General features: G+C 69.9%; 15 protein-coding genes. 6 read left to right on the top strand and 9 right to left on the bottom strand.

Annotated elements, in window-relative coordinates; translation table 11 throughout:
- Positions 1-47 precede the first annotated feature (47 nt).
- Entirely contained in the window at positions 48-1,259 is a 1,212-nt protein-coding gene (locus GT755_RS03050) for an acyl-CoA dehydrogenase family protein (RefSeq protein ID WP_161478139.1), read from the top strand.
- Positions 1,256-2,164, top strand: a complete 909-nt coding sequence (locus GT755_RS03045) for a hypothetical protein (protein ID WP_161478138.1) — start codon at positions 1,256-1,258, stop codon at positions 2,162-2,164. Before GT755_RS03050 ends, GT755_RS03045 begins: the two co-directional genes overlap by 4 nt.
- Positions 2,165-3,009: 845 nt before the next feature.
- Here the strand turns inward: GT755_RS03045 and GT755_RS03040 are convergent.
- Positions 3,010-3,378: a DNA-binding protein gene (locus GT755_RS03040; protein WP_407929396.1), complete on the bottom strand. Its 369-nt coding sequence runs from the start codon at positions 3,376-3,378 to the stop codon at positions 3,010-3,012.
- Between the two features lie 457 nt (positions 3,379-3,835).
- Between GT755_RS03040 and GT755_RS03035 the strand changes: the two genes are divergently transcribed.
- On the top strand, positions 3,836-4,021 hold the full coding sequence (locus GT755_RS03035) for a hypothetical protein (protein ID WP_161478137.1): 186 nt from the start codon (positions 3,836-3,838) through the stop codon (positions 4,019-4,021).
- A gap of 3 nt (positions 4,022-4,024) precedes the next feature.
- On the opposite strand, the gene GT755_RS03030 is transcribed toward GT755_RS03035, so the two are convergent.
- The 4 genes from GT755_RS03030 to GT755_RS03015 are packed head-to-tail and all read right to left on the bottom strand — an operon-like array spanning position 4,025 to position 8,815.
- A complete protein-coding gene (locus GT755_RS03030; protein ID WP_161478136.1) occupies positions 4,025-4,840 on the bottom strand; it encodes a maleylpyruvate isomerase family mycothiol-dependent enzyme in 816 nt (271 codons plus the stop codon).
- A complete protein-coding gene (locus GT755_RS03025) occupies positions 4,837-6,399 on the bottom strand; it encodes a CocE/NonD family hydrolase (protein WP_161478135.1) in 1,563 nt (520 codons plus the stop codon). The genes GT755_RS03030 and GT755_RS03025 overlap by 4 nt, the downstream gene beginning before the upstream one ends.
- On the bottom strand, positions 6,396-7,316 hold the full coding sequence (locus GT755_RS40900; protein ID WP_161478134.1) for an O-acetyl-ADP-ribose deacetylase: 921 nt from the start codon (positions 7,314-7,316) through the stop codon (positions 6,396-6,398). The genes GT755_RS03025 and GT755_RS40900 overlap by 4 nt, the downstream gene beginning before the upstream one ends.
- A gap of 14 nt (positions 7,317-7,330) precedes the next feature.
- Positions 7,331-8,815, bottom strand: a complete 1,485-nt coding sequence (locus GT755_RS03015) for a carboxylesterase/lipase family protein (RefSeq protein ID WP_161478133.1) — start codon at positions 8,813-8,815, stop codon at positions 7,331-7,333.
- 146 nt (positions 8,816-8,961) lie between these two features.
- Here GT755_RS03015 and GT755_RS03010 point away from each other — a divergent pair, with 146 nt between their 5' ends.
- The gene (locus GT755_RS03010) at positions 8,962-9,402 is read left to right on the top strand and encodes a hypothetical protein (RefSeq protein WP_161478132.1); all 441 of its coding nucleotides are present in this window, start codon (positions 8,962-8,964) and stop codon (positions 9,400-9,402) included.
- 7 nt (positions 9,403-9,409) lie between these two features.
- Here the strand turns inward: GT755_RS03010 and GT755_RS03005 are convergent, their stop codons facing one another.
- Genes GT755_RS03005 through GT755_RS02995 form a run of 3 tightly spaced genes read right to left on the bottom strand, consistent with a single transcriptional unit; the run spans position 9,410 to position 12,034 of the window.
- Positions 9,410-10,204 (bottom strand): serine/threonine protein kinase, encoded by a 795-nt coding sequence (locus GT755_RS03005; RefSeq protein ID WP_161478131.1) that lies wholly within the window; start codon positions 10,202-10,204, stop codon positions 9,410-9,412.
- A 28-nt stretch (positions 10,205-10,232) separates the two neighbouring features.
- Positions 10,233-10,901 (bottom strand): response regulator, encoded by a 669-nt coding sequence (locus GT755_RS03000; RefSeq protein ID WP_161478130.1) that lies wholly within the window; start codon positions 10,899-10,901, stop codon positions 10,233-10,235.
- Complete coding sequence (locus GT755_RS02995) at positions 10,898-12,034, bottom strand: sensor histidine kinase (RefSeq protein WP_161478129.1); 1,137 nt, start codon at positions 12,032-12,034, stop codon at positions 10,898-10,900. Before GT755_RS02995 ends, GT755_RS03000 begins: the two co-directional genes overlap by 4 nt.
- A 162-nt stretch (positions 12,035-12,196) precedes the next feature.
- Here GT755_RS02995 and GT755_RS02990 point away from each other — a divergent pair, with 162 nt between their 5' ends.
- A complete protein-coding gene (locus tag GT755_RS02990; RefSeq protein ID WP_161478128.1) occupies positions 12,197-12,661 on the top strand; it encodes a hypothetical protein in 465 nt (154 codons plus the stop codon).
- Between the two features lie 52 nt (positions 12,662-12,713).
- Here GT755_RS02990 and GT755_RS02985 read toward each other — a convergent pair whose 3' ends face one another.
- Positions 12,714-13,817 (bottom strand): trypsin-like serine peptidase, encoded by a 1,104-nt coding sequence (locus GT755_RS02985; protein ID WP_161478127.1) that lies wholly within the window; start codon positions 13,815-13,817, stop codon positions 12,714-12,716.
- Between the two features lie 430 nt (positions 13,818-14,247).
- Between GT755_RS02985 and GT755_RS02980 the strand changes: the two genes are divergently transcribed.
- Positions 14,248-25,749 (top strand): DNRLRE domain-containing protein, encoded by an 11,502-nt coding sequence (locus GT755_RS02980; RefSeq protein WP_161478126.1) that lies wholly within the window; start codon positions 14,248-14,250, stop codon positions 25,747-25,749.
- The last annotated feature ends 6 nt before the right edge of the window (positions 25,750-25,755 follow it).

Raw genomic sequence — 25,755 nt, 5'->3', positions numbered from 1 at the left:
TGATTTAACTTAACGGGAACATGAACGTCAAGGGGTAGCCTGTGGCGGTGACGACCTTCAATCCTGAATTGCCAGATGATGTCCGCGAGGTCCGCGAGTGGGTGCACGCGTTCGCCCGCGATGTCGTCCGCCCTGCCGGGGCCCTGTGGGACGACCGTGAGGAGACCCCGTGGCCAGTGCTCCAGGAGGCGGCCAAGATCGGCCTCTATTCGATGGATTTCTTCGCCACCCAGTGGTTCGAGAGCAGTGGCCTGGGGTTGCCGGTCGCCTTCGAGGAGCTGTTCTGGGGTGATGCCGGGATCGGCCTGTCACTGACCGCGACCGGCCTCGCCGCCGCCGCGTTGTCGGCCAACGGGACCGACGAACAGGTGGGAACGTGGTTGCCGGTCATGTTCGGCACCCCCGACGACGTGGCCGTGGGCGCGTTCTGCGCCTCGGAGCCGGACGCGGGCTCCGACGTGGGCGCCATCCGGACGCATGCCACCCGGTTGCCGAACGGCGACTTCCGCCTGAACGGGACCAAGACGTGGGTGTCGAACGGGGGCATCGCCGCCGTCCACATCGTGGTGGCGACCGTCGACCCGTCGCTGGGGGCACGCGGGCAGGTGACGTTCGTCGTCCCGCCCGGCACCCCGGGCTTCTCCCAGGGCCAGAAGTTCCGCAAGCACGGCATCCGGGCCTCCCACACCGCCGAAGTGGTCCTGGACGACGTGGTGCTGCCCGCGTCCTGCCTGCTGGGCGGGGTGGAGAAGATGGAGGAACGCCTGGCGCGGGCCCGGTCGGGACAGCGGTCAGGCGGCCAGGCCGCGTTGCGGACCTTCGAGGCCACCCGGCCCGTCGTGGCGTCGATGGCCGTCGGGATCGCCCGCGCCGCCTTCGAGTACGCCCGCGACTACGCCCGGGAGCGGCGGCAGTTCGGCCGGGCCATCGGGGAGAACCAGGCGGTGGCGTTCCTGCTCGCCGACATGGCGACCCGGATCGAGGTGGCCCGCCTGCTGACGTGGAAGGCGGCCTGGATGGGGCGGCAGGGGGCCGGGTTCACCCAGGCCGAGGGGTCGATGTCGAAGCTGGTGGCGGGGGAGACGGCGGTGTGGGTGACCGAGCAGGCGATCCAGGTGCTGGGCGGGGCGGGTTACACGCGCGACCACCCGGTGGAGCGGTTCCACCGCGACGCGAAGATCTTCACCATCTTCGAGGGCACGTCGGAGATCCAGCGGCTGATCATCGGCAGGGCGGTCACCGGCCTGCACGTCCGATGAAAGAGCTGCGCCTCCACCACCACGCGGAGCTGACCCCTCCGGCCGAAGGAACGGTGCCGGTGACGGCAGCGGCCGGTCCCGGAGGAGAATTGCTCGTCATGTGGACGTCGCGGGAGGACGCCGACGTGCTGCACGGCCGGACCGCCGGGCCCGTCTCCATGCGGATCACCGCCTACGCCCCCCACCTGACGGCGACGGTACCCGTCGACGGGTGGTCGCTCGCGTTCCCGCACCTCCAGCCGATGCCCGATGGAGGCGTGCTGCTGGTGGCCGCGCGGTGCCGTCGGCGTGACGGCGTGGCCGAACGGAACGCCGCGATCTACGACGCCGACGGCCGCCGCCTTCGCCGGGGCGTCTTGGGCGACGGGATCGCCGACGTGCAGACGACCTCCGAGGGGGACGTCTGGGTGGGCTACTTCGACGAGGGCGTCTACGGGAACCACGGATGGGGCGAGGCGGACGGCCCGGAGCCGGTCGGCTCGGCGGGGCTGGTCCGTTTCACCGCCGAACTCGACGTGGCCTGGCGATATCCGTACGACGGCGACCTCGGTGCGATCTCCGACTGCTACGCGCTCAACGTGACCGGGCCGGACGCCTGGGCCTACTACTACACCGACTTCCCGGTCGTCCGGGTGCGCGACGGCGTGACCACCGGCTGGCCGACCCAGGTCGGCGGCGCCCGCGCGCTGGTCGTCGCCGGTCGGCGGATCGCCCTCGTCGGCGGATACGGGAACGACCGGGACCGGGTGGTGATCCTCGACCGTCCTGGCTTCACGGCACGGCACCCGGCCCGGCTGGCGATGCCCGGCGGACGACGTGTCCCCCGGACGGCGACCATACTCGGCCGGGGTGAGGAGTTGCACGTCGTCGTGGGCACGAACTGGTTCAAGTGGAGCGCGACCTAAAGCAGTCGAATCCGGACACCCGGAGCTGCCACCATCTCGTATGCAGATCAGCGTGTACGACCTGTTCGACGACCTCGTCCCGGAGAGCCGGCTCTGGGAGCTGACCCCCGGCACGTGGATCGCCTTGGACGAGTCGATCCGCTCCGGCCACCACCTCCAGGCGCCGCGGGACGTCACGCTGATGCGGCGGCCGGTCCATGTGCTGCTGATGGCGTGCAGCAGCCGGGGAGAGTTCCGGGAGCGGGCGATCCCGCAGCTCGCGCGCCACCCGGTGTTGTGGCCGCTGCTCGTCGTCCGGGCCCTCGACTGGGTTGGGCCGGTGCGCGACTACGCCCGGCACATCCTCGTCAACGTCGTGACGCGGCCCGAGGCGGCACGGCGCATGATCCCGACCGCCATGCGGCTGCGCGGCAGGATCGGCGGGCCGGGCCTGCTCGACCTGCTCCGCCCGGTGATCGCCCTCGACGCGCACGCCGACTTCGACGGGCCGACGATGCGTCTCGTCGTCGAGGAACTGATCCGGCGGGACGACGCCGAGGCCGTGCGCGGTCTGCACGAGCGGATGACCGCGCCGGGTGCGCTGCTCCGTGCGGCGAGGTACTTGATCGAGCGGAGCGACCTGGAGCCGTTCCTCCGGTCGCCGTTCGCCCAGGTCAGAGCCCGTGCGCTGGTGCTGGCGCCGCATCGGGGCGGCGAGTTCCTCGGCGACCGCTCGAAGATCGTCCGTCTGACGGCCCAGGGGGTCGTGAGACGGGCGGGGGCGACCCCGCGCTCTGGTATCGGACCCGTCTGGGGAGTGCCGTCTCGATCCTGGGGCTGGGGGCGGGCGCGGGCGGAATGGGTGCTCAGGTGGCGACGCGGCCGGCCAGGCGTTCGTAGCGCTGTTTGGCCGCCTGGGGTGAGCCGAGGCCCAGGGCGTTGGCGATCTCCTGCCAGGTCAGCCCGCGCCCCCGGGCGATCAGCAGCAGGCTCGCCTCCAGCTGGTCGATCTCCCCCCTGACCAGGGGCATCAACGTGAGGGCCGCGGTCAGGTCGGAGGCGTCGACCTCCGGTTCGCCGGTGTCGGGGGCGGCGGAGCCGGCGGCCAGCATGGTGACGAGGCGGACCGCCTCGTGGGCGCCCAGGACCGTGGGGTGGACCTGGCGGGAGCGCTGGGCCTCGGTGGTGGCGTGGCGGGAGGCGATGTGGGTCAGTGATGCGTACACGCCCGCCATCATGGCTCTTTCAACGAAATGTTGTCAACATATTGTTGAAGCGCTAAGTCGTTATCCGGTCCGGGGGTGCCTGATCCACTGGGCCCGTGTTACAACATCATCGATCCCCTTCGCGGACAACTAGTCCGGGCGGCCGGCGGGTGGCACCTCGGTTCGTCGCCCGGTTCGTGCCGTGGCCGAACCGACCATTCACGCGGCAACATGCGCGGCGGCGCGCGCCTTGCCTGACGAGACGTTCCCTCGTTCAGGAAGGACCCCATGCCACCACATCTCCGGCGGCCGACGCGGACCACCGTCGAACCGACGTGCCCCGACCCGACCTGACCCCCTGACTGCCCGGTCTCCTCTTCACCCCCCGCGGGGAGGCCGGGTCCCATGGCGGATCCCCGGGCATCGGCCGGCGGTGCCCGGGGATCCGTTCGCGTGTACGGCCCGCCGTCCCGGGCACGGGCACGTCATGGTCGAAAAGCGTGGCATAGACGGCGAGAGCGAGGTCGTCGCCCAGCGTTCGGGCGCCGACACCCAGACCCCCGACCACCCGATCCTCCGCGACCTGGAGCCGGTGGAGGAGGCCGACGACGTGGCGGGCTCCGAAGAGTCCGACATGCCGGAACCCGACCCCGAGGTCGGCCCGGCGTCCTGACCGTCAGGCCACCACGGCCAGCAGGGTGGTCGCCGCGTCCGTCAGTTCCGGGTCGCCGCTCACCGCGGCCCTCCGGCGGGCCTCCTCGACGGTGACGCCCCTGCTGGCCAGCCGCCAGAACGTGTCGTGGTCCATGGACACCTCAGCGGCCCGGCTCCCGGCGCCCATGCGCCACCGGCCCGCCCGCCACACGGCCGACCACTCCCGGCCGCCGACCTTCAGCACGACGGACGTGCCCTCGGCGCGGACGACCTCCCGGAGGGCGAACGGCAGCGCCCGCGCGAACGTGTCGGCGACCGGTTCGGCGAGGTCCGCGCCGAGCGCCCCGGGGCGGGACACCGCGTCGCGGATCTGCTGCTGGTGCACCCAGAACTCGGTGTACTCCCGCGCCACGTCGAGCCACGCCGGGCTCGGCACGTCGGTCGCCGCCCACGAGACGTCCAGGTCGGCGGGGGCGTCGAGGTCCGTGGTCGTCCAGTACGCGTCCAGCTGGACCCCCAGATGCCGGATCTGGTCGACCAGGACCGCCGGGGAGAGGGACCGCGCCGCGCGCACGAACTCGTCGTTGACCCGCGCGAGGAACACCGGCAGCGTCTCGCCCTCGTGGAAGCCGCCGCCCCGGTGCCCGTCCCGGCTGCCCGACAACCGCCGGGCGTAGTCGTGCAGGACGTGGGCGACGACGTCGTGCACGTCCCAGCCGGGGCAGACGGTCGGCCGGGTCCAGTCGCCTGGCGCGAGCCCGTCGAGCAGGTCCAGCAGGGCGCGCCGCTCGGCGGGAAAGAGGCGGCGCACGTCGATCGGGTCCCCGAAGATCGTCATTCGTCCAGCGTAGGACCGTGGGCGCGGACCGGCAGGACGAGGGCCGACGGACGGCCCGGGTCGTGGAACACCTCCTGGTCGGCGACGCGCAGCGTGGTGGCGGTGGCGCGCGGTTCGCCGGTGCCGGGGTTGCGGTTGTAGCGGGGGAAGGCCCCGCTGGAGACCTGGACGCGGATGCGGTGGCCCGGCCTGAACACGTGGGCGGTCGGCCAGAGGCGCACGTCGACGGCCGTGACCTCGTCGGCTCCGGCGACGCCGGTCAGGCCGTCGCACACGTTGGTCGACCGGCCGCCGGGGTCGACGTCGCACAACCGCACGAACACGTCGGCGTGCGGCAGGCTGGAGCGGAAGAAGACCTCTGCCCGGACCTCGCCGATCACCTCGACGGCCTCGGTCAGCGGAGGGGTGGTGTAGGTGAGGACGTCGGCGCGGCTTTCGAGGGCGGTGTTGTCGACCGGGCCCGCCGCCACGCCGAAGGCCATCCGGACGCCGCCCACGGCTGGGGTGGGGTCGGCGGGGTCGTAGCGGTAACGGTCGGGGCCGGCGTCGTCCGGCGGGTCGGTCGCCAGCAGCCCGCCGGGGTGGAGGTGGAAGCGCCGGTCCTCGTAGCCCGGCGGCGGCCACGTCGGGAAGTCGCGCCATTCCTCCTCGCCCATGACGTACAGGCGGACCGGCGCGCGCTCGACCGGGGTCTCGCCCCGGGCCAGCGGCAGGGCGAACTCCAGGGCCTCGGCGGCCTGGGCGTCCATGACGCCGGGGGAGACGTGGGTCCACGGGCCGACCGTGAGGCGCGCGTCCGGCGCGGCCTGGAAATCGCGGAGCTGGCCGGGGAGGAAGATGTCGAACCAGCCGCCGACCAGGCTCACCGGCACCCGGACCCCGGCCACCCGGTGCCGGTGGTCGGCCGCCCGCCAGAACGGGCTCGTGGTGTCGTGCCGCAGGATGTCCTGGAGGTAGTCGCTGCCGCGCCCCAGCGCGGCGGTGTCGGCCCGGTTCAGGGGGAGGGTGCGCAGCGCCCGCTGGAGCCGCCGGCCGCCGAGCAGCATCCGCAGCAGGAAGAACGGCCGTTCCTGTACGCCGACCATGACGCCCCAGGAGAACGGCGTCTCCAGCGAGAACCCGTCGGCGCGCAGGAACTCCAGGGTGAGCGCCGACTCGCAGACCCCCGGCACGAGGGCCTTGACCTGCGGCGGCAGGGCGTCGGCCACGGCCCACTGGACGAATCCGAGGTAGCTCATCCCGTACAGGACCATCGCCTCGCCGAACCACGGCTGCGCGGCGACCCACTCGACCGTGTCGAGGCCGTCGTCGCGTTCGCGTCGCAGGGGGTCGAAGCCGCCGCCCGACCCGAACGTGCCGCGTGTGCTCTGCACCACCGCCTGGAAACCGCCCTCGACCAGCGGCCCGACGATCTGCCGGACGGCCCGCCGCCGCCCGTAGGGGGTGCGCACCAGCACGACCGGCAGGCCGTCGCCGTTCGCGGGCGCCCAGCGGTCGGCCAGCAGGACGGTTCCGTCGCGCATCGGCACACGCAGGTCACGCTCGACCCTCGGCTTCATCGTGCACCCCCTTCGGCGAACCAGCCTCGCAGCCGATCGAAGATCGCGTCCAGGGCCCCGTTGGCGAGACCGGTCTCCAGGGTGCCCTCGCAGAACCGCTCGCCCCGGACGTAGGCGGTGGCCAGCCGCGCGGCGTCGGCGACCGGCGCGGCGGCCAGCCTCCGGCCGTCCGGATGGAGCGGGCTGGCCCGGCTCCACGCGCCCCAGTCGAACGGCACGATCACGTCGAGTTCCGCCAGCAGCCGCACGACCTGCCAGAACCGCTCGCTGTAGACCGGATAGGGGAACTGGTTCTCCGGGGCCTCCCAGGTGACCACCCGGTCGGCCGGCGTGAGCTCGTCGACGGCGGCGAAGAGCCGCCGCCAGTGTTCCTCCGGATGCGCGGCCAGCCCCGCCGCGATGTTCTCGTCACCGGTGACGACTGTCGTGAAGGCCGCGAACGCCTCCGGCGTGAACGTCACGAAGCAGACGTCGGCCACCTCGGTCGCCGTGGCCCGCAACGCCCGGACCGCGATCTCGGCGGCCTCGGCGAGCGGCCACCCGCGGACCCCGGTGGAGATCGCCGGGAACGCGACGCTCCGCGCCCCCAGGCCGTCGGCGACCCGCAGGCTCTCGCGGTAACAGGAGGCCAGCAGGCCGGAGCGGTCGTCGTCGGGGGAGTACACCGGCCCCACGGTGTGGACCACCCACCGCGCCCTCAGCTCGCCTCCGGTGGTGGCGACCGCCTGCCCGACCGGCAGCCCGTCCGGGTAGGCGGACGCGCGCAGCGCCCGGCACTCCGCCCGGACGGCCGGCCCGCCGCGCCGGTGCACGGCCCCGTCGACCCCGCCGCCGCCCAGCAGCGACGAGCCGGCCGCGTTGACGATCACGTCGGCATGCCGGGTGGTGATGTCGCCCTGGACGACGAGCATGCGCATGGCCGAAGTCTCCCTCAGAGCAGCGGCAGTGCCGAGAAGGTGTGGTCCCGCCACAGCAGCCGCGCGGTCTCCTCCGGATAGGGCCCGACCGTGGACGGGTTGTCGAAGACCCGGGTGAGGCGTTCGCCGGTCGTGTACGCGGGCCAGCCGGGGTCGCCGTGCGCGGCGAAGCCCGTCCAGGACCTCCGCATCTCGGCGGACAGCGCCACCGCCTCGGGTGACGGCTCGCCGATCAGCGTGGCGGTCTGGCCGCTGGTCAGGTTGCCGAAGACGAGCGGCACGTCGAGCCCGTGACAGGCCCCGAGGAGACCGCCCATGCCCGGGGCGGGCCAGGTCAGCTCGAACAGATGTGCCCGCCCGCCGCCCGCGACCTGCGCCTCGGCCAGGTGGACACTCGGCATCCGGAAGAGCCAGTCGCCGTTGACCAGCTCGTACACCTCCTCGTCGGAGGCCGCCGGGAACGCCTCCCGGTAGCCGAGGCCGGGCGCGAGCACCCGCAGGGCCGTCTCCGCCTGCTCGCGGGTGACCTGCCCGAGCACGCCGTCGATCAGGCTGAACAGCCGGTGCTCGTCACGGGTGTGCCCGGCGACCAGCACGACGTCGCGCGCCCGGCCGTCGGCGAGCGCCTGCCACGGGGTGGCGGGCAGCACCTCGCCGTCCACGACCGGCGCGAACGGGATCGGCCGAAGGGTGATCGCCGCCCAGCGGTCCATCGTGGCGAAGACCGCGTCACCCGCGGCGGCCAGCAGTTCCGGCTCCACCTCGGCCATCTCCGAGACGGTCGGCCGGACCCCCGCCTCGGCGGCGAACGCGGCGGCGAGGTCGGCGGCCAGCTCGGGGGAGAAGAACGTCCCCGGCACGCTCTGCGCGACCGCCCGGTGGAAGAGCCCGGCAGCCGTGGGCATGGCGAGCAGCGCGGCGACGGACCCGCCGCCCGCCGACTGGCCGAAGACCGTCACCCGGTCCGGATCGCCGCCGAAGACGTGGATGTTGTCCCGCACCCACTCCAGGGCCGCGACCTGGTCGAGCAGCCCTCGGTTGGCCGGGGCCCCCTCGATGTGCGCGAACCCCTCGACGCCGAGGCGGTAGTTGATCGTGACGACGACCGTCCCGGCCGAGGCGAGGCGCCCGGCGTCGTATTCGGGCAGGCCGGAGTAACCCATGGCGTAACCGCCGCCGGGAATCCAGACCATGACCGGGAGGGCGGCTCCCGTGTCGGGCGTCCAGACGTTGAGCGTCAACCAGCCGCCGTCCGACACGCTCCCGGACGACCCGAGCACACCCGACTGCGGTGGCGGCGGGCCGTGTTCGAGGGCGGGCCGGACACCGTCCCAGCTCCGCACGGGCCGCGGCGCCTGGAACCGCAGCGCGCCGACGGGCGGCTCGGCGAAGGGGACTCCGCGGAAGACGGTCAGGCCCGCTTCCCAGGCGCCGCGCAGGGCGCCGGCGGCGGTGCGGACTACGGGCTCTGAGATGGACGGGGTGCGGGGGGTGGCCATGTCGAGGGTTCCTCTCCGGGATCTGCGCCCGGCCGAGACTTTCAGCGGAGGAGCAAGCCGGGCAATCTGTTTAGGGCCGCTTCGCAAGGGATCGCCGGCCGGGCGAAGATGGACACTCTGCCTGCCGGAGCCGGAGGAAACCGCGAATGAGGCGCATGTTCCGATTCGGCCGTTGGCCCCGAGTGCCCAACCGTTTTGGTGTCATCGAGAGAGGAGACATCAAGGAACTGTCCACTGAGGATCTCTATCGGTTGGTGGAAGCGGCGAGCCGCAACAAGTGGAGCGGCCGAGGCCGCCCTGACTGGTTGGCCGATCATCGGGCGGAGCTGACGGATATCTACCTCACGTTCCTGCTCGAAGAGACGAAAGGGGTGTTTCGCTGCTCGACCACCGTGGTTCTGCGGGACGGCACCGGCGGTCACTTCTCCCTGGACGTCACCAGGGCCGATTTCGACCGGCTCCCGGATGTGAAGAGAGCGGGGCTGGTCGATCTCGCGCACAGATTTCTCTCCATCTTTCCGAACATCCCCCTGGACGCTGCTCAGCGGGAAGCCTGGGATCGTGCCTATCCGAGGAACCCGGCGTGAGCGTTGTCTAGCACCCGGCCTGGCGTGCGGCCCGCCAGGCGGCGCAGAACTCGGGGAGCGAGCCGTGACGTTCTTCCGGGTTCGGGTGCGTCGCGCGGGTGGTGACCTGCTGCAGCGGGCCGTGGAGGTGGTCGCCGAGCAGGAGCTGGGCGGTGCGGCCAAGGGTGAAGACGCTGGTGCGCTGGTCGATCACGGAGCCCAGGGTGAACTCCTCCGGCGCCATGAACCGGGAGGAGCCGAACATGCGCCCCATGTCGTTGCGGTAGGGGCCTGGCCGGTAGTTGTCCAGGTCGATCAGGGACAGGCGGTGGGTGATGAAGTCGTACAGGAGACAACCGTCGTAGAAGTCCCCGGCGACCTCGCCGGCCTGGCCGAGCAGGTCGTGGACGTCGACGATGGTGTCGAGGGCGGCGAGGACGCGGCCGGGCGGGAGGGCGAGAAAGCGCCGGTAGGGGGAGGCGGGGTCGTCGCGGTGCGCGCGGGGGACGCCGATCAGGTCGCCGTCGGCCCAGTCGTAGACGAGCATCGGGCCGTGCGCCGACTCGACGACCATGCGGAGAGCCGGTAGCGCGGGGTGCCGGTGGGCCCGGGCGAGCCGCACCGCGTTTCGCAGGAGGTCGACGCGCCGGGCGTGGTCGAGGAAGGCGGTGGCGTCGGGGTGACCCGCGGTCTTCACGAAACAGCGTTCGCCGTCGACGACGGCGCCGTAGGAGACGTTGCCGGAGTCCTGCCGGTCGAACCGGGCGAAGACCGTGCCCAGCCGGGCGAGGCGGCGCTCGGGAGGCTCGTCGGAGCTTGACATGACCGGTTTCCCCTCGTCCAGATCACCGTCACACGCGGCCCCCGTCGCCGGGGCGCACCAGGCCGCTCTCGTAGGCCAGGATCACCAGTTGCACCCTGTCGCGCACACCGGTTTTCGCGAGCGCTCTGGTGATGTGGGTCTTGGCGGTCATGGGGCTGATGACGAGGCGGGCCGCGATCTCGTCGTTGGACAGGCCCGAGGCCACCAGCCGGACCACCTCCAGCTCCCGTTCCGTCAGGCCGGCCAGCCGTTGGCCCACCCCGGGGCGACGCGCGCCGAACCGCTCGATGACGCGGCGGGTCACCTCCGGTGAGAGCAGGGCGTTCCCCTCGGCCACGTGGGCGACGGCGCGGCGGAGTTCGGCCGGTTCGACGTCCTTGGTCAGGAATCCGCTCGCCCCGGCGTCCAGCGCGGCGAAGACGTGGTCGTCGGTGTCGAAGGTGGTCAGGATGACGACCCGGCAGGTGGCGGTGGCCGGGTCGGTGACGATGCGACGGGTGGCGGTGATGCCGTCGGTGCCGGGCATCCGGATGTCCATCAGGATGACGTCGGGGCGGGTGCTCCCGGCCAGCAGGATCGCCTCGTCGCCGGTGGCGGCCTCGCCGACGACGCTCACGTCGCGCGCGCGGGCCAGCAGGCTGCGGAAGCCGGCCCGGACGAGTGCCTGGTCGTCGGCGAGGAGCACCTTGGTCGTCACGCCGCCGAGCCTGCCACAGGGATCGTCGCCCGCACCGTGTAGCCGCCGTCGACCGGCCCGGCCGTCAGCTCGCCGCCCAGCGCGCCGACGCGTTCCCGCATGCCGGTCAGGCCGTGCCCGTCGCCCGTGACGGCTCCGGGCTCGCCGTCGTCGGTGACCTCCAGGGTGACCGTCTCAGGGCCGTAGCCGACGGTGAGCCGGACCTTGGTCGCGCCGCCGTGCCTGAGCGCGTTCGCCAGGGACTCCTGGACGATCCGGTGGACCGCGACGGCGGCGGTCGCGGGCACGGCCGAACGCTCGCCGTGCTCGGTGAAGGTCACGTCCATGCCCGTGGCGCGGGCGTCGGAGACGAGGGTGTCGAGGGCGTCCAGGCCGGGCTGGGGCGCGGTCGCCTCGGGGGCGTCCCGTAGGACGCCGATCAGGGCCGTCAGGTCCTGCATGGCCCTGGCCCTGACCTCCTTCGCGACGGCCAGCGCGGCGGCGGCCTCGGCCGGTTCCTCGCGCAGGGTGTCGGCGGCGACGTTGAGGTGGACGCCGACGACGGCCAGCGTGTGCGCGACGATGTCGTGCACCTCCCGGGCGACCCGCAACCGCTCCTCGGCCGCGCGCGCCCGCCCCTCGGTCTCGCGGGCCCCGGCCCGCCACCGCACCACCGCCGCGTACGTCACCCCGCCGCCGATCAGCACCGCCAGCAGCACCGACTCCCCGAGCACGTGGACGACGTACCGGCTCAGGTTCCTGTCGACGATCGGACCCGCGTGGACGGCGGAGTAGACGATCTGCGCGGCGCCCACGAGCGCCACCCACCGCACCATGCGCGGGGCCGTGGCGGCGGTGAAGTAGGCCGCCGCGACCGGCCAGATCCACCCGGCCGGACTCCAGTGGAAGTGGTGGTAGACGACGACCCCGGCGACCGACAGCAGCAGCACCGCCATGGGCCATCGGCGCCGGAGGAACAGCAGCACACCGAGGAAGAGGGCCAGCGGGAGCGCGCCGTCCCAGGGGTTCCGCACCCCGGTGGCCAGGGCGACGGCGGTGAACACGACCACCGTGACCGCCGCCAGCGCGACGTCGGCGACGGGGCCCGAGAGACGTACCAGGACGTTCTCCCGCGAAGGGAGTGTGGCTGTCATGCGGAGACAGTAGGACCCCGGCCGCCGGGGGCGCGTCGTCCGGACGGGGTCTCTTCGCCGTGCGCCGTTCGGGGGCCGGCGTACACCGAACGGGGTAGGGCGTGGCCGGCGACCTGCCGGGCGAGGTGGCGCCCGGGGCGTGCATCGGAGATCGTGATCGGCATGACCGGTTCCCTCTCGGACGAAGAGCTTCACGATCTGCACGCCCTGCTGCGGCGACTGTCCGAACACGACGTGGACCAGTTCCTGCTGTGGAAGACGCCGACCACCTACGGCAGGGTCTACATCACCATCACACGTGGCCTCCTGCCGGGAATGTCGGAGGAGTCCTACGACGAATTGCCTCCGGCCGGGTGGTCGGGGCCCGAAGAAGGCATCAAGAGAATCCTTGCCGATATGGCGCGAGAAGGCGCCGAACCCGTGCACGTTATTCGACGGCTGAGAGATGAGCTCGGAGAGGCCTTTTCCGAATTCACTCTCACGAGATACTTCCTCGACGTGTTCGACGTCTCGTTCGTGCATCTTCGGCGGGCCGCCGCATGGAAAGAGTTGCCATACGGCGCCCAGCTTGCGGATGACGAGGTGAACGCCCTGCTCAACCCGCTCGTCATCAAACGCGACCTGTGAATGACCAGGTGCTCGGCACGTGCGCACCGCATTACGGCACGAACATCGAAGATCACGGGCTCCAGCGTGCGTTCGCCATGTCGTAAAGCTGCTTGACGTACCCGTCGAAATAGGGCCCGCTCCAGGTGTCGTAACGGTTGTTCCCGTCGGTGTCCCGGACCTGGCTGACCACGGAGTTCAGGTTGCCCACCCGTGAGATCGGCTCATCTCCGTCGGAATCGTAGGCCCACAGGAAAGGCGACCCGTCCGCTCCGGGGGTGAACGAGCAGAGCTGCCCGTTGTAGGGACCCCATCCGACGTGTTCGTTGGCGTTCTGATAAGGCGGGAGATAGGCGATCGTTCCGTAGCACCACTTCATCGTCCATCCGCTGTACGGCTTGTCGCCATCGGGATGGGCGTGGTGGGGGTAGCCGAAAACGTACCCGCTCAAGCCGCTGGACTGGTTCCAGGCCAGGCCGTTGCCGCCGACGAAGTCGCCGATGCGCTGGCCGGAGGGCTCACCGGTCTGGCTGTCGAGCTTGGACACGTTCACGAAACCGTAGTCGGAGTCGGGGTCCTCGAATACCGCCCAGTCCTCGAACACCCAGCCGACGAAGGGTGACCAGGCGCCGTACGGCCATTGGAGCATGCCGTCGTTGTAGCCGGGGATGAACGCCCAGTTCTCCCAGACCTCGCCCGTCTCCGGGTCGATGATGCAGTGCCCCGCGGTGGCGACGACGTTCTTGTACTGGCTGGTGACGACCGTGCCCGAGCAGTAGAACCACTCGTCGGTCGCCTCGCGGTGGATGAAGATCTTGCCGACGTTGATCGGATATTCCACGTCGGCGAAGGTCGTCACGGCGTTCCCTCCTGGAGGGGCGACGCCGGGGATGACGCCGGCCGGGCCGTTGGGGGCCTTGGCCTTGCGTGCACCGTCGGAACCTTCGCGTTTCACCACCCGAAGTTCCACTTCGAGTGGCTTGGCGGAGCGGGCCGCATCCGGAGTGAGTTTGCCGTTGGTCTCCATGGCACGTTCCCGGAACGTGGAGACACCGCCCGGCTGAGTGACCTGCACCATCCGCTTCGCTGAGGCGGGGGTGGGAAGCATGGTCAGCAGCGCGCCGATCATCGTGCTCACAAGCACGCCTGTCGTCACCCTGCGTAATGTGATGGCCATCGGGTCCCCTTTGACGCCCTGTCGGGATTGTCCCGGGTGTCCTGTTATGAGAGATCGAGTCGAGATCCTGGCCTGCGGTTGGCTGTGCGGTCAAGAGGCAGTTTGACAGCGATCTCGACATCAAGATCTTTATCGTCGCTTTATCTGGACGAAGAAGATGGCTCTGAGCTGCGAAGACATTGAGTATCACCGGTGGATAGGCGATCTTGTCAAACATTCTTTGCAGAATGTTTCCCTTTGCTCCTACTTGACCAGTTAGTGGTTACTTGCTGTAGAACTGCGGACGGATCTGCGGAAGATCCGTTCACGGGGTGACAGGGATGCATCCGGCGTGCTCCCGCCCTCGCGATGCTCGGTGGAGGTGTACCGCGTGGGCGCTCTGTCGCGACGTGGTCGGGTTGGAACGATCGCCGTCACTCTGGCTGCGGCCGTGCTGATCTCGGGGGTCGGTGTTCCCAGCGATCTGCTCGTACCGGTGGCGGTCGCCGCCGTGTCCGAACCTCCGGAAGCCGAGGCGGTGGAGGCGCGTGACCTGCAGAAGCGGGCACCTGCACAGGGCGCGGAGGACAAGCCGGGCCGACTGAAGGCGGCCCGTCCCGTCTGGCCTGACGCGGACACCGCAGAGGTCGCTCTGTCGGAACGTTCCGTCCAGGCGGGTGATCTGCCCGTCAAGGTCGCCCAGGCGGCTGGCGGCGCGGGTGACCGGGTGCCCGATCACGACCCTGCCCGGCTGAGCGTCGAGACGTTACCGCAGGCCAGCGTGGAGAGGTTAGGTGGCACGGGACTCGCGGTGCGGGTCAAGCGTGCCGACGGCGGGACGGAACCGGTGCGGGCCCAGCTCACGCTGAACTACGACTCCTTCCGTTACGCCCACGGCGGCGCCTGGGCCGACCGGTTGAAAGTGATCAAGGTCCCCGACTGCGCGCTCACCACCGATGCCTCCTGTGACCGGCGCGGCGAGGTGGTTCCGGCGGTCAACGACGTGAAGGCGGGCACCCTCACCGTCGACGCGGATGTCGCCCCAGCGGGGACGCTGCTCACTCTCGCCGCCGCCGCGTCGGGTCCGAGTGCGGGCAACTTCGCGGCCACCGACCTGCGCCCCCAGTCGACCTGGAACGTCGGCCTGACCTCGGGAAGCTTCTCCTACAGCGTGCCCATCGGCAGCCCGCCCTCGATCGCCGGCGGCGGCGCGGGCATCGCGTTGCGGTACGACTCCTCCCGCGCCGACGGCCTCACCAAGGTCACCAACAACCAGGCCTCCTGGGTCGGCGAGGGCTGGGACATGTCGATCGGCTACATCGAGCGCCGCTATCGGGGCTGCTCCTCCGACCCCTCGCCGAACAAGAACCCCAACCAGAAGGGGTGGGCCGACCTGTGCTGGGAGTCGCCCACCGAGAACGACGGCGACTCGGCGACCAACGACCCCACCGCCTCCGACCTCTTCGTCAACCTCGGCGGACAGGCGGGGCGCCTGGTGAAGACCAGCAGCGGCTACAAGACCGACCAGGACTACGGCTGGAAGATCGAAGTCCTGACCGGCGGCGACCAGGGAGCCGAGTACTGGAAGATCACCACGCAGACCGGGATCGTCTACCGGCTCGGATACCGGTCGGACTCGCTGTGGCGGGTGCCGTTCGTCGGTGACGACGCCGGAGAACCCTGTAACAACACCTACAGCACCTCGGGGCAGTACGCCCGTACGTGCGACGGCATCTGGCGCTGGAACCTCGACCAGACGATCGACCCCCGCGAGAACGTCACCGACTACTTCTGGACCAAGGAACAGAACAACTACACCCATGGCACCACGCCGCTGCTCTACGACCGGGGCGGCTACATCGACAGGATCGAGTGGGGCGCCAACACCCAGGTGCCCGGCAGCCGCCACATCTCGAAGATGGAGTTCAACTCGACCAGCCGGGTGATCGGGCTCGACTCCGACATCCCCGACGACCTGTCCTGTTCGCCCGCCCCCGGCGGCGGACCGGTGTCCTGCGAGTTCCCGACCGGCTCGCCGACGTTCTTCATCAGCGCGAAGTTGTCGGACATCGTCACCTACAGCTGGAGCGCGGCGCTCAACGACTGGGACAACATCGCCAAGACCACGCTGACCCACCGCTACGTCTACAGCGAGGGCGAGTCGCCCACGCCCGTGCTCTGGCTCGACGCGATCCAGACCAAGGGCCTCATCGGCGACGACGCCAACGCGATCTCGATGCCTGCGCAGACGTTCGGCGCCGTCATGTTGTCGAACCGCGTGGACACGGGCCGCATGCCCGACGGCGAGTTCAACGACACCGTGAAGATGCCGCGTGTCGGAATCGTCGGCAACGGCTTCGGCGCGCAGGTCCTGGTGACGTACACCCATCTGAACCCCTGCGTCACCGGCTACCAGGCGACCCGGATCGAGTGGGACCGCAACACCACCGACTGTTACCCGGTCTTCGACGGCCGGGACATGTTCAGCCGTCCCAGCTTCGCGGTCTACCGCAAGTACCTGGTCACGAAGGTCACGGAGCAGGACCTCGTCGGCGGTTCGCCCGACATGGTCACCAACTACGAGTACGTCGGCACCCCCGCGTGGGCCAAGGAGATCAACTACAACGCGCGTCCCGACAATCTGACCTGGGGTGACTTCCGGGGCTATGGGACGGTCCGCACGATCAAGGGGGCCGGTACCGACCCCGCGGGCCTGTCGGTCAGCGGCACCACGTTCTTCCGCGGCATGTATGACGATGTCTACGCCAATGGGACGAAGAAGCAGGTCACACTGACCGATTTCGACGGCGGCGTCTTCAACGACCAGCGCACCCTCTCCGGCCAGACCTTGGAGTCGCGGACCTGGAAGTTCACCACCCCCGACCCGCTCGGTACGCCCGCAGCGCAGCGCGGCATGGAGGAGATCGCCTCCACCAAGAACACCTACTGGCAGCGCGTCACCGCGAACGGCCCGGGGATCTTCGATCCGATCATGGTCAAGCCGGCCACCGAGGAGACGCGCGAGGTGACCGCGAACGGTTCGTTCCGCCGGTCGGCCTCCGCGACCACGTACGACAACACCACCGGCCTCGTCACCAAGTCGGTCGACCGGGGCGACCTCGCCGATCCTAACGACGACACCTGCGACACCACGACCTACGCCACCAACACGGCGTCGGGCCAGTGGATGATCGACTTCCCGTCGGTCAAGGAGTCGAGGGCAGGGACGAACTGCACCGGCGCCCTGCTCTCCCGCGAGGTCACCCTGTACGACGGCGGCAGCGACCCCGCCACCAACACGCCCACCGACGGGCTCATCACCGAGTCGCGCAACTGGACCGACGCGACGACCGTGGCGACCGCCAAGACGACCTACGACAAGTACGGCCGGTCTCTCACCACCACCGACCCGCTGGGCAAGTCGACCACGCTGACCTACAACCCGGCGACGAACTGGCCGGTCAACGGCATCACGACCACCAACACGCTCGGCCAGTCGGCGACGACGTGGAAGAGCCCGCTGCACGGCGGCACCATCGGCGTCCGCGACCCGAACGGCCGCGACACCAACATCGACTACGACGCGCTGGGCCGCACCACCCAGGTGTGGACGCCCGCGCAGCCGAAGACCGGCACGATCCCGGCCGCGAAGTTCTCCTACCAGCTCACCGGCACGTCCCCGGCCCGCACCACCTCGGAGAAGCTGCTGACCATCACGGGCGGGCAGCCGACATGGTCGGTGTCGCACAGCTTCTCCGACGGCTTCGGCCGCGAGCGCGAGTCGCAGGTGGCCTCGCCCGCCGGCGGCCGGATCGTGTCGGCGACGACCTACGACGCCCGGGGCAAGGTGGCGGCCTCGACCGGCCCGGCCTACAACACCTCCCCGCCTGGAACGGGCCTGCTCAACCCGGCGTTGACGTCGCTGCCGCAGTGGTCGAAGCCGATCTACGACGGTGTGGGGCGCACGGTCGCCGCCGTCGACATGACGGGATCGACGGAGTTGCGGCGTACCACGACGAACTATCTGGGCGCCGACAAACACGAGGTGATTCCGCCGGTCGGCGGCAAGACGGTGTACTACACCGACGCCGCCGACCAGGTCACCAAGATCGAGGAATGGCTGAACGGCGGCGGTACCCCGGCGCCGGTCCTGGGCCCGACGGCGGCCGAGGCGAATCCGGCCAAGGCGGCGGAACCCGCGGCGGCGGAGACGGGTGCGGTCCAGAAGGCGGCCGAGGCCGCCAAGGCACAGGGCGAGCGCGTGCTGGTGGAGTCTGCGACGACCGATTCGTCGCAGACGTTCGCGAATGCCGATGGCACGATGACGACGGAGTTCACGTCGGGTCCGGCACGGGTGAAGCAGGGCGCGGCGTGGGTGCCGATCGACACGACGCTGGTGGCGTCGGGCGCGGTGCTCAAGCCCAAGGCGGCACTTGCCGAGGTGGAGGTCTCCGCTGGGGGCGGCGCGGGCGTGCTGGCCAGGATGAAGCGGCCCGACGGTTCGGTGTTCGCGCTGGAGTGGCCGGGTGTGCTGCCGAAGCCACAGCTCAAGGGCAACGTCGCGACCTATGTCGACGCGGCCGGTCCGGGGGCCGACCTTGTGGTGACCGCGCTGTCGGCGGGCTTCCGGCACGACGTGGTGCTGCGCGCCAAGCCGGCCGCCGGGGTCGAATACCGACTGCCCGTGCAGACCGAGCGGTTGAGCCTGAAGAAGACCGGTGACGGTGGGCTGACGCTGCTCGACGCGGCCGGCAAGAAGGTGGCCTCGGCCCCGACACCGGTGATGTGGGACTCCTCGGCGAGCGGCGGCAAAGCCGGTCGTACGGGGAAGATCGAGACCAGCGTCGTGGAGGAAAACGGCCGTCAGGTGCTGGTGTTGAGGCCCGACGAGAAGTTCCTCGCCGACCCGGCCACCAAGTATCCGGTGACCGTTGACCCGACGACGACGTTGTCCGTGTCGACGGACACGTGGATCGCCAATTACGGCTCCAACACGGGGTCGTCCAACCAGTCGACGTCACCTCTCTGGGTCGGCACGTTCAACAACTCGGGCAGTCTCGGGATCGAGCGGAGCTATCTGAAGTTCGACACCTCGACTCTCGCGGGGGCGACGGTCACCTCGGCCACGCTGACACTCCGGAAGTCCAGCGTCATCGGGTGCGGCGACGCCTCTTCAGGGGTGCGGGTGCAGCGCGTGACCGCCGACTGGACAGTGAGCGGCCTCACCTGGTCGAATCGGCCGGCCACCACGAGCGCCAATGAGCAGATCGCCCGCGACTACCCGACCTGCGGGCCCACCGCGTCGATGGCCTGGGACGCCACCGCCTTCGCACAGGCGTGGGCTTCGGGCACGGCCAACTACGGCCTCCAGTTGAGCGGCGTGGACGAGACCGTCAGTGGCCGCCCGTACTACGACCGGGCCTTCGAGTCCAACGAGTCGACGAACAAGCCCACCCTCAGCGTCACCTACTCTCAGGGCCCCGCGGTGTCATCGTTGTCGGTCCTTCCGTACACGACCGTGTCCGGTCAGCAGACGGCGACGTCACTGACGCCGCAGCTGCAGGCGACGCTGTCCGACGACGCCGGCGGTGCGCTGACCGGCGAGTTCCAGGTTGAGCACGACCCGTCGGTGCCGACGCAGGGCTCCGGACTGATCTGGTCCGGCTCGGTGCCGAACGTCACCTCCGGGAACATCGCCGCGTTGACGGTGGCCCCCGGCCTGATCAGTGCCGGCTGGCTGGTGCGCTGGCGGGCCCGGACGGTGAACACCGGCGCCTCCACGTCCTCGGCGTGGTCGTCGTGGCAGACCCTGCGGGTCAACCCGGCCGCGGCCCCCGCCTCGGTCGGCACGCCGACCGTCCACTGGAAGCTGGATGAGACCTCCGGCACCAAGGCGGCCGACTCCAGTGGTCTGGGCAAGTCCGCCACGCTCGGCGGTACCGCCTCCTGGGCACCAGGCCTGTTCGGCGGCGGCATGGCCGCGACCGGCGGCGCCAACTCGGCGTCCACGACCGAGCCGGTCATGACGACCAACGCCTCGTTCACCATCTCGGCCTGGATGTACCTGGAGGACAACGCCGACTGGTACGACGTGCTGCGCCAGATGGGCAACGTGAAACCCTCGTTCTTCTTCGGCACCGAAGGCGGTAATACCCAGAAGCGGCTGGAGTTCGTCTTCAACAACAGCGACAGCACCGGCGCGGTCGCCTACGGCGTCTGGGCCAACACCATCCCGCTCAAGCGCTGGTTCCATCTGGCGGGTGTGTTCAACAAGTCGAACAACACGGTCTACCTGTACCGCAACGGTGAACTGATCGGCAGCAACACCATCCAGGGCAACTGGAACGCCACCGGCAAGGCCACGATCGCGGCCGTCTACAACGGCAGGATCGACGACGTCCGCGTATACCAGAGCGTCCTGACCGCCACGCAGGTCGGCAACCTGTTCGCCGGCGCCCCGACGCCCGACCGCACTCCGACCGCCGACCAGACCCAGATCACCCCGGCGACCACCGCCAACGGCGTGACCACGGTCACTTCGCTGACGCCGACCATGGCGGCACGGGTGACCGACCCTGGCGGGCAGGCGCTGACCGGGGAGTTCCAGGTCGAGCACGACCCCACCGCGCCCAGTGGCCAGGGCAGCGGCCTGATCTGGTCCGGCACGAAGACCAACGTCGCCTCGGGTAGCGCCGCCTCCCTGGCGGTGGCGTCCGGGCAGCTCCAGGACGGGTGGAAGGTCCGCTGGCGGGCACGTGCGGTCCGCAACGACCTCGCCTCCGCCTGGACGGCTTGGCAGACGGTCACCATCGAGGTGCCCAAGCCGTCGGTGTCGGCGCCGCAGCTCACGCCGTCGCAGCAGGTGAACGGTGTCACGGTCACCTCGTCGACGACCCCGGAGCTGGCCGCCACCGTCACCGATCCGGCCGGTCAGGCGCTGCGGGCCGAGTTCGAGGTCGAGCACGACCCGGACGCACCCGAAGGCCAGGGCACCAGCCAGATCTGGACCACCGCCCTCACCGGAGTCGCCTCCGGCACCCGGGTGTCGGCGACGGTCCCGGCCGGGGAACTGTCGGACGGCTGGCAGGTCCGCTGGCGCATCCGGGCCGTCAACCCCAACGGGCAGGTGGCCTCGGCCTGGTCGGGCTGGCACGCCTTCACCGTCGACGTGCCCAAGCCCTCGATCGCCCAGCTCCAGGTGGTGCCCTCCACCGAAGTCGGCGGCACCACGGTCACTCCGACCGAGACGCCGACCCTGCGTGCCACGGTGACCGAACCGGCCGCCGGGCAGGTCCGGGCCGAGTTCGAGGTCGAGCACGACCCGAACGTCTCGGGTGAGCAGGGCACCGGTCAGATCTGGGCCGGATCGTCACCGAACGTCGCATCGGCGCAGGTCGCGACCGTGGCCGTACCAGCTGGCGAGCTGACCAGCGGCTGGAAGGTGCGCTGGCGGGCCCGCGCGGTCACGGTGGCCACCTCGGCGGCCTCGGCCTGGTCGGAGTGGCAGAACCTCACCGTGGCGCTGCCCTCCGGCGGCAACCTGGGGATCGACCTGCTCCAGGTCAGCCCTTCCAGCGTCGTCCAGGGCGCGACGGTCACGACCTCGTCCACCCCGACCCTGATCGGGCGGGTGTTCAACCCGGCGGGCGGCACCCTGCGTGCCGAGTACGAGGTCGAGCGCGACGGACAGCAGATCTGGACCGGTGGCGTCGACAACGTGGCATCCGGCACGTCGGCCTCGCTGGCCGTCGCGGCCGGTGAACTGGCCGACGGGGATCAGGTGCGCTGGCGGGCCCGGGTCGTCGCCGGTTCGACCGCTTCGGCCTGGTCGGACTGGCAGGACCTGTCTGTGGACGTGGCCGACCCGGTGCTGAGCCAGTTCCAGGTCACTCCGTCGGAGACCGTCGAAGGCGCCACCGTCGCCTTCTCCACCACCCCGACGTTGCGCGTCACCCTGACCGACCCCAACGGCGGCGACCTGCGCGGCGAGTTCGAGCTTGAGCACGACGGCGTCCAGATCTGGACCGGTGCGGTCGACGGGATCGCCTCGGGGGCGGACGCGGCGGTGGCCGTACCGGCGGGCGAACTGTCCGACGGACAGACCGTCCGCTGGCGCGCCCGCGCCGTCGCGGCGGCGGCCACCTCACCGTGGTCCGACTGGCACGAGTTCACCGTCGCCGTGCCGAAGGCGACGGTGACGGGCCTGCAGGTCACGCCGTCGCAGTCGGCGGGCGCCGACCTGATCACGACCTCGCTGACCCCGGCGCTGCATGCCACCCTGACCGACCCGGTGGGCGGCGACCTGCGCGGCGAGTTCGAGCTGGAACACGACGGCACCCAGATCTGGACCGGTGCCGTCGACGACATCGCCACCGGCTCTGACGCCGCCGTGACCGTGGCCTCGGGCGAACTGTCGCACGGGATGACGGTTCGCTTCCGCGCCCGCGCGGTCGCGGCCGAGTCGACGTCGCCGTGGTCGGACTGGCTGGTCTTCCGGGTGGAGCTGCCCGCTCCCACGGTCGGCCAGCTCGGCGTGACGCCTTCCAGCTCCGGCGGCAGCGTCACCTCCTCGCTGACCCCCGCGCTGGACGCCAGGGTCAGCGGCCCCGACGGCGGCCGGCTGCGGGCCGAGTTCGAAATGGAACACGACCCGTCGGTGCCCGGCCAGGGGACGGGCGCGATCTGGTCGGGCGGCGTCGACGACGTGCTGTCCGGAACGCTCGCCTCGATGACCGTCCCCGCGGGTGAACTGTCGGACGGGTGGAAGGTGCGCTGGCGGGCCCGCGCGGTCGCGGCCAACGGCACTTCCGCGTGGAGTGACTGGAAGGTCCTGACGGTCACGGTTCCGGCTGGCGGCCCGACCCACTACGACACGACGTACGAGTACGACCTGGCCGGCAACCTGGTCAAGCACACCGACGCCAACGGCAACGTCCGGACCTTCACCTACGACCTGGCCCGCCGCCGGACCTCCGCTCAGGACCCCGATGCCGGATCGTCACAGCAGGTCTACGACGTGGCCGGGCGGCTGACCTCGACCACCGACGGCAACGGCAAGAAGGTCTCCATCGGGTACGACGACCTGAGCCGGAAGACCTCGCAGTGGATCGGCGACGTCGGCACCGGCACGAAGGTCGCCGAGTGGGTGTACGACACCCTGTCGATCGGCCAGCTCACGTCGTCGACCAGATGGAACGGCGGCGAGGCGTACACCACGGCGATCACAGGCTACGACGTGATGGACCGGCCGCTGGGCTCCCGTCTGTCGTTGCCGGCCAGCGTCGGCGCGATCGGCAGGACCTTCGACTTCGCCACGACCTACAACGCGGGCGGCGCGGTCGCGACGACCACGCTCCCCGCGGCGGGCGGACTGCCGGCGGAGGTGCTGACGCCGTCGTACACGGACCTCGGTCTGCCCTACGGCCTGACCTCCGACTTCGGCGGCGGCTTCACCTACGTGAAGTCGATCGACTACACCGCGATCGGCCAGCTGTACGAACGCGCCTACGGTGTCAATTCCCAGATCAAGCGGACACTGGCCTGGGACGACACGACCGGGCGCATCACCGGGGTGACGACGAGGTCGCGCGCCGACACGGCGACCCCGACGGTGGCACAGAACGACGCGTACACCTATGACGTGTCGGGCGAGATCAAGCGGATCCTCGACCAGGTGTCAGGACAGGCGGAGTGCTACACCTACGACGACCTGCACCGCCTGTCCTCGGCGTTCACCACCACCGCCTCCACCTGCGCGGCCGGTTCAGGTGACGGGCAGGGCGTCGACCCCTACTCCGAGGCCTACACCTACGACGCGATCGGCAACCTGACGACCCGGGCGCACGACGGGCAGGTCGACACCTACCACTACCCGGCCTCGGGGGCGGGCAGCGTGCGGCCAGACGCGGTCGCCTCGGTCAGCCACAGCGCCGGCGGCAACGACTCCTACACCTACGACGCCGGCGGGCAGCTGGCGACACGGATGGTCGGCGGCAAGGCCGGGGCTTTCACGTGGAACGAACTGGGCGAGCTGACCAAGGCGACGGTCGACGGCAAGGACACCACGATGGTGTACGACGCCGACGGAAACCGCCTGCTACGTCGTGACCCGGGTGGGGTGACGACACTGTTCCTCGGCTCGATGGAGGTGCAGCTCTCCTCGACCGGGCTGACCGGTAAGCGTTACTACACCGGGCCTGACGGGTCGATGGTGGCCTTGCGGATCACCGGGCAGCCGGGCGTGAAGTGGATGGCCGCCGCCATGCACGGAACGGCGCAGCTGGCCATCGACGACACCAGCGGGGCGATCAGCCGGGAGCGATACCTGCCCTTCGGGCAGCGGCGCGGCGGCGACGATCTGCCGTTCACCGACCTCGGTTTCCTCGGCAAGATCGAGGACGAGTCGACCGGGCTGACCCATATCGGAGCGCGCTACTACGACCCGACCATCGGCAAGTTCATCTCGGTCGACCCGTTGCTGGACTTCCGGAAACCACAGTGGGCCAACCCGTTCTCCTACGCCGGCAACAACCCCATCGGGATGTCTGACCCGACTGGCCTTTACAGCGACGCGGGGAACGAACAGTCGAACAGGACGTTCCGAGAGGAATACAACGGCGACGGCACCAGAAAGAACACCAGACAGAGGGCTGCAGTAAAGGAGAGCAAGGAACGCCGTCAGCAGAACATCCGAGAGAACAAGGACAACGAGACCAAGAGAAAGCCCGATCCTGCGCCGACGCCCCCGAAGGAGCAGCCGAAGCCCGTTGCGGCGGAAGAGGAAGAGGAATCCGGCGGCCTGTGGGGCTGGATAGCCGACAATGCGAGCACCATCGTTTCGACGGCGGCCGGCATCGCTGCGACGACAGGCTGTCTCGCTCTGACCGCGGGAGCCGGAAGCGTCGGTTGTATGGCTTTGGGCGGCGCAGTTGCCGGTCTTGTCAGCTACACCATGGACACGCCAAGCGAGCAGCAGTCTCTGCTGGGCGCAGTTGGATCCATGGCTATCGGTGCCGGCACCGCAGTAGTCGGTGGAGTCCTATTGTCCAAGGCCGCGGGAGCCATCGGAAGCAAAATAGGCAGGGCCAAGCCGACGTCGGGCTGCAACAGTTTTGTCCCTGGTACCAGGGTGCTCCTTGCTGATGGGTCTGCCAGGCCCATCGAGCAGATCAAGGTAGGTGACAAGGTCGTTGCGTCGGACCCTGAAAAGGGTGAGACCGTGTCCAAGCCTGTCACTGCTCTCATTGTTGGAGCAGGCGAGAAGAATTTGGTCGGAATCAGGCTGAAGGTCTCTCCTGGCGTGCTGGGTCAGTACGGTACGGCCTCTGATGGTGACGAGGGACTGTCCGATACGCCGAGCGCGAGCGATTCTTCCGAAGGTGAGAGTCTGATTGCGACGAGCGGTCATCTCTTCTGGGTCCCCGCACTCCGTGAGTGGACTCCGGCGGGCGAGCTCTCACCAGGCATGTGGTTGCGCCTTGGTAGCGGTGGCCATGCACAGGTCAGCTCGGTTTCAACGTGGACTGAAGAGCGTGAGAACGTCCGCAACCTCACGGTCGCAGGCCTCCACACGTACTATGTCTTCGCAGGCTCCGCGCCCGTCCTCGTACATAACTGCGGTAAGGATATTTATGAGGCTGGTGGAAAGCATGGACCGACTGCCCGTAACTCTTCGCGCGGACAAAACAGTGCCGAGCCAAAAAATGGTCAAGCTGCCCTGGATAACTCGGTCCAAGTGAAGGGAACATCGCCCAGGCGTATCGGGATCGACAAGGATAATGGTGAGATCGTCGTGCTCGACCGGACGCGTCAAGCTGCATGTGGGTGTGATGGCGCTGATGGTACGAATAACATCTGGCATGGCCATGTCAGGCCATGGGATGACTTGCACGAGGATATGCAAAAAACACTTCTTCGGGAGAAGCTTGTCGATCGCAAGGGGAGAATTCGTTGATAGAAC

This window comes from Herbidospora solisilvae (assembly GCF_009901565.1).
Classification (GTDB): Bacteria; Actinomycetota; Actinomycetes; order Streptosporangiales; family Streptosporangiaceae; genus Herbidospora; species Herbidospora solisilvae.
The sequence above is the reverse complement of the archived record's forward strand: the minus strand, read 5'-3'. Positions and strand labels throughout refer to the sequence as shown.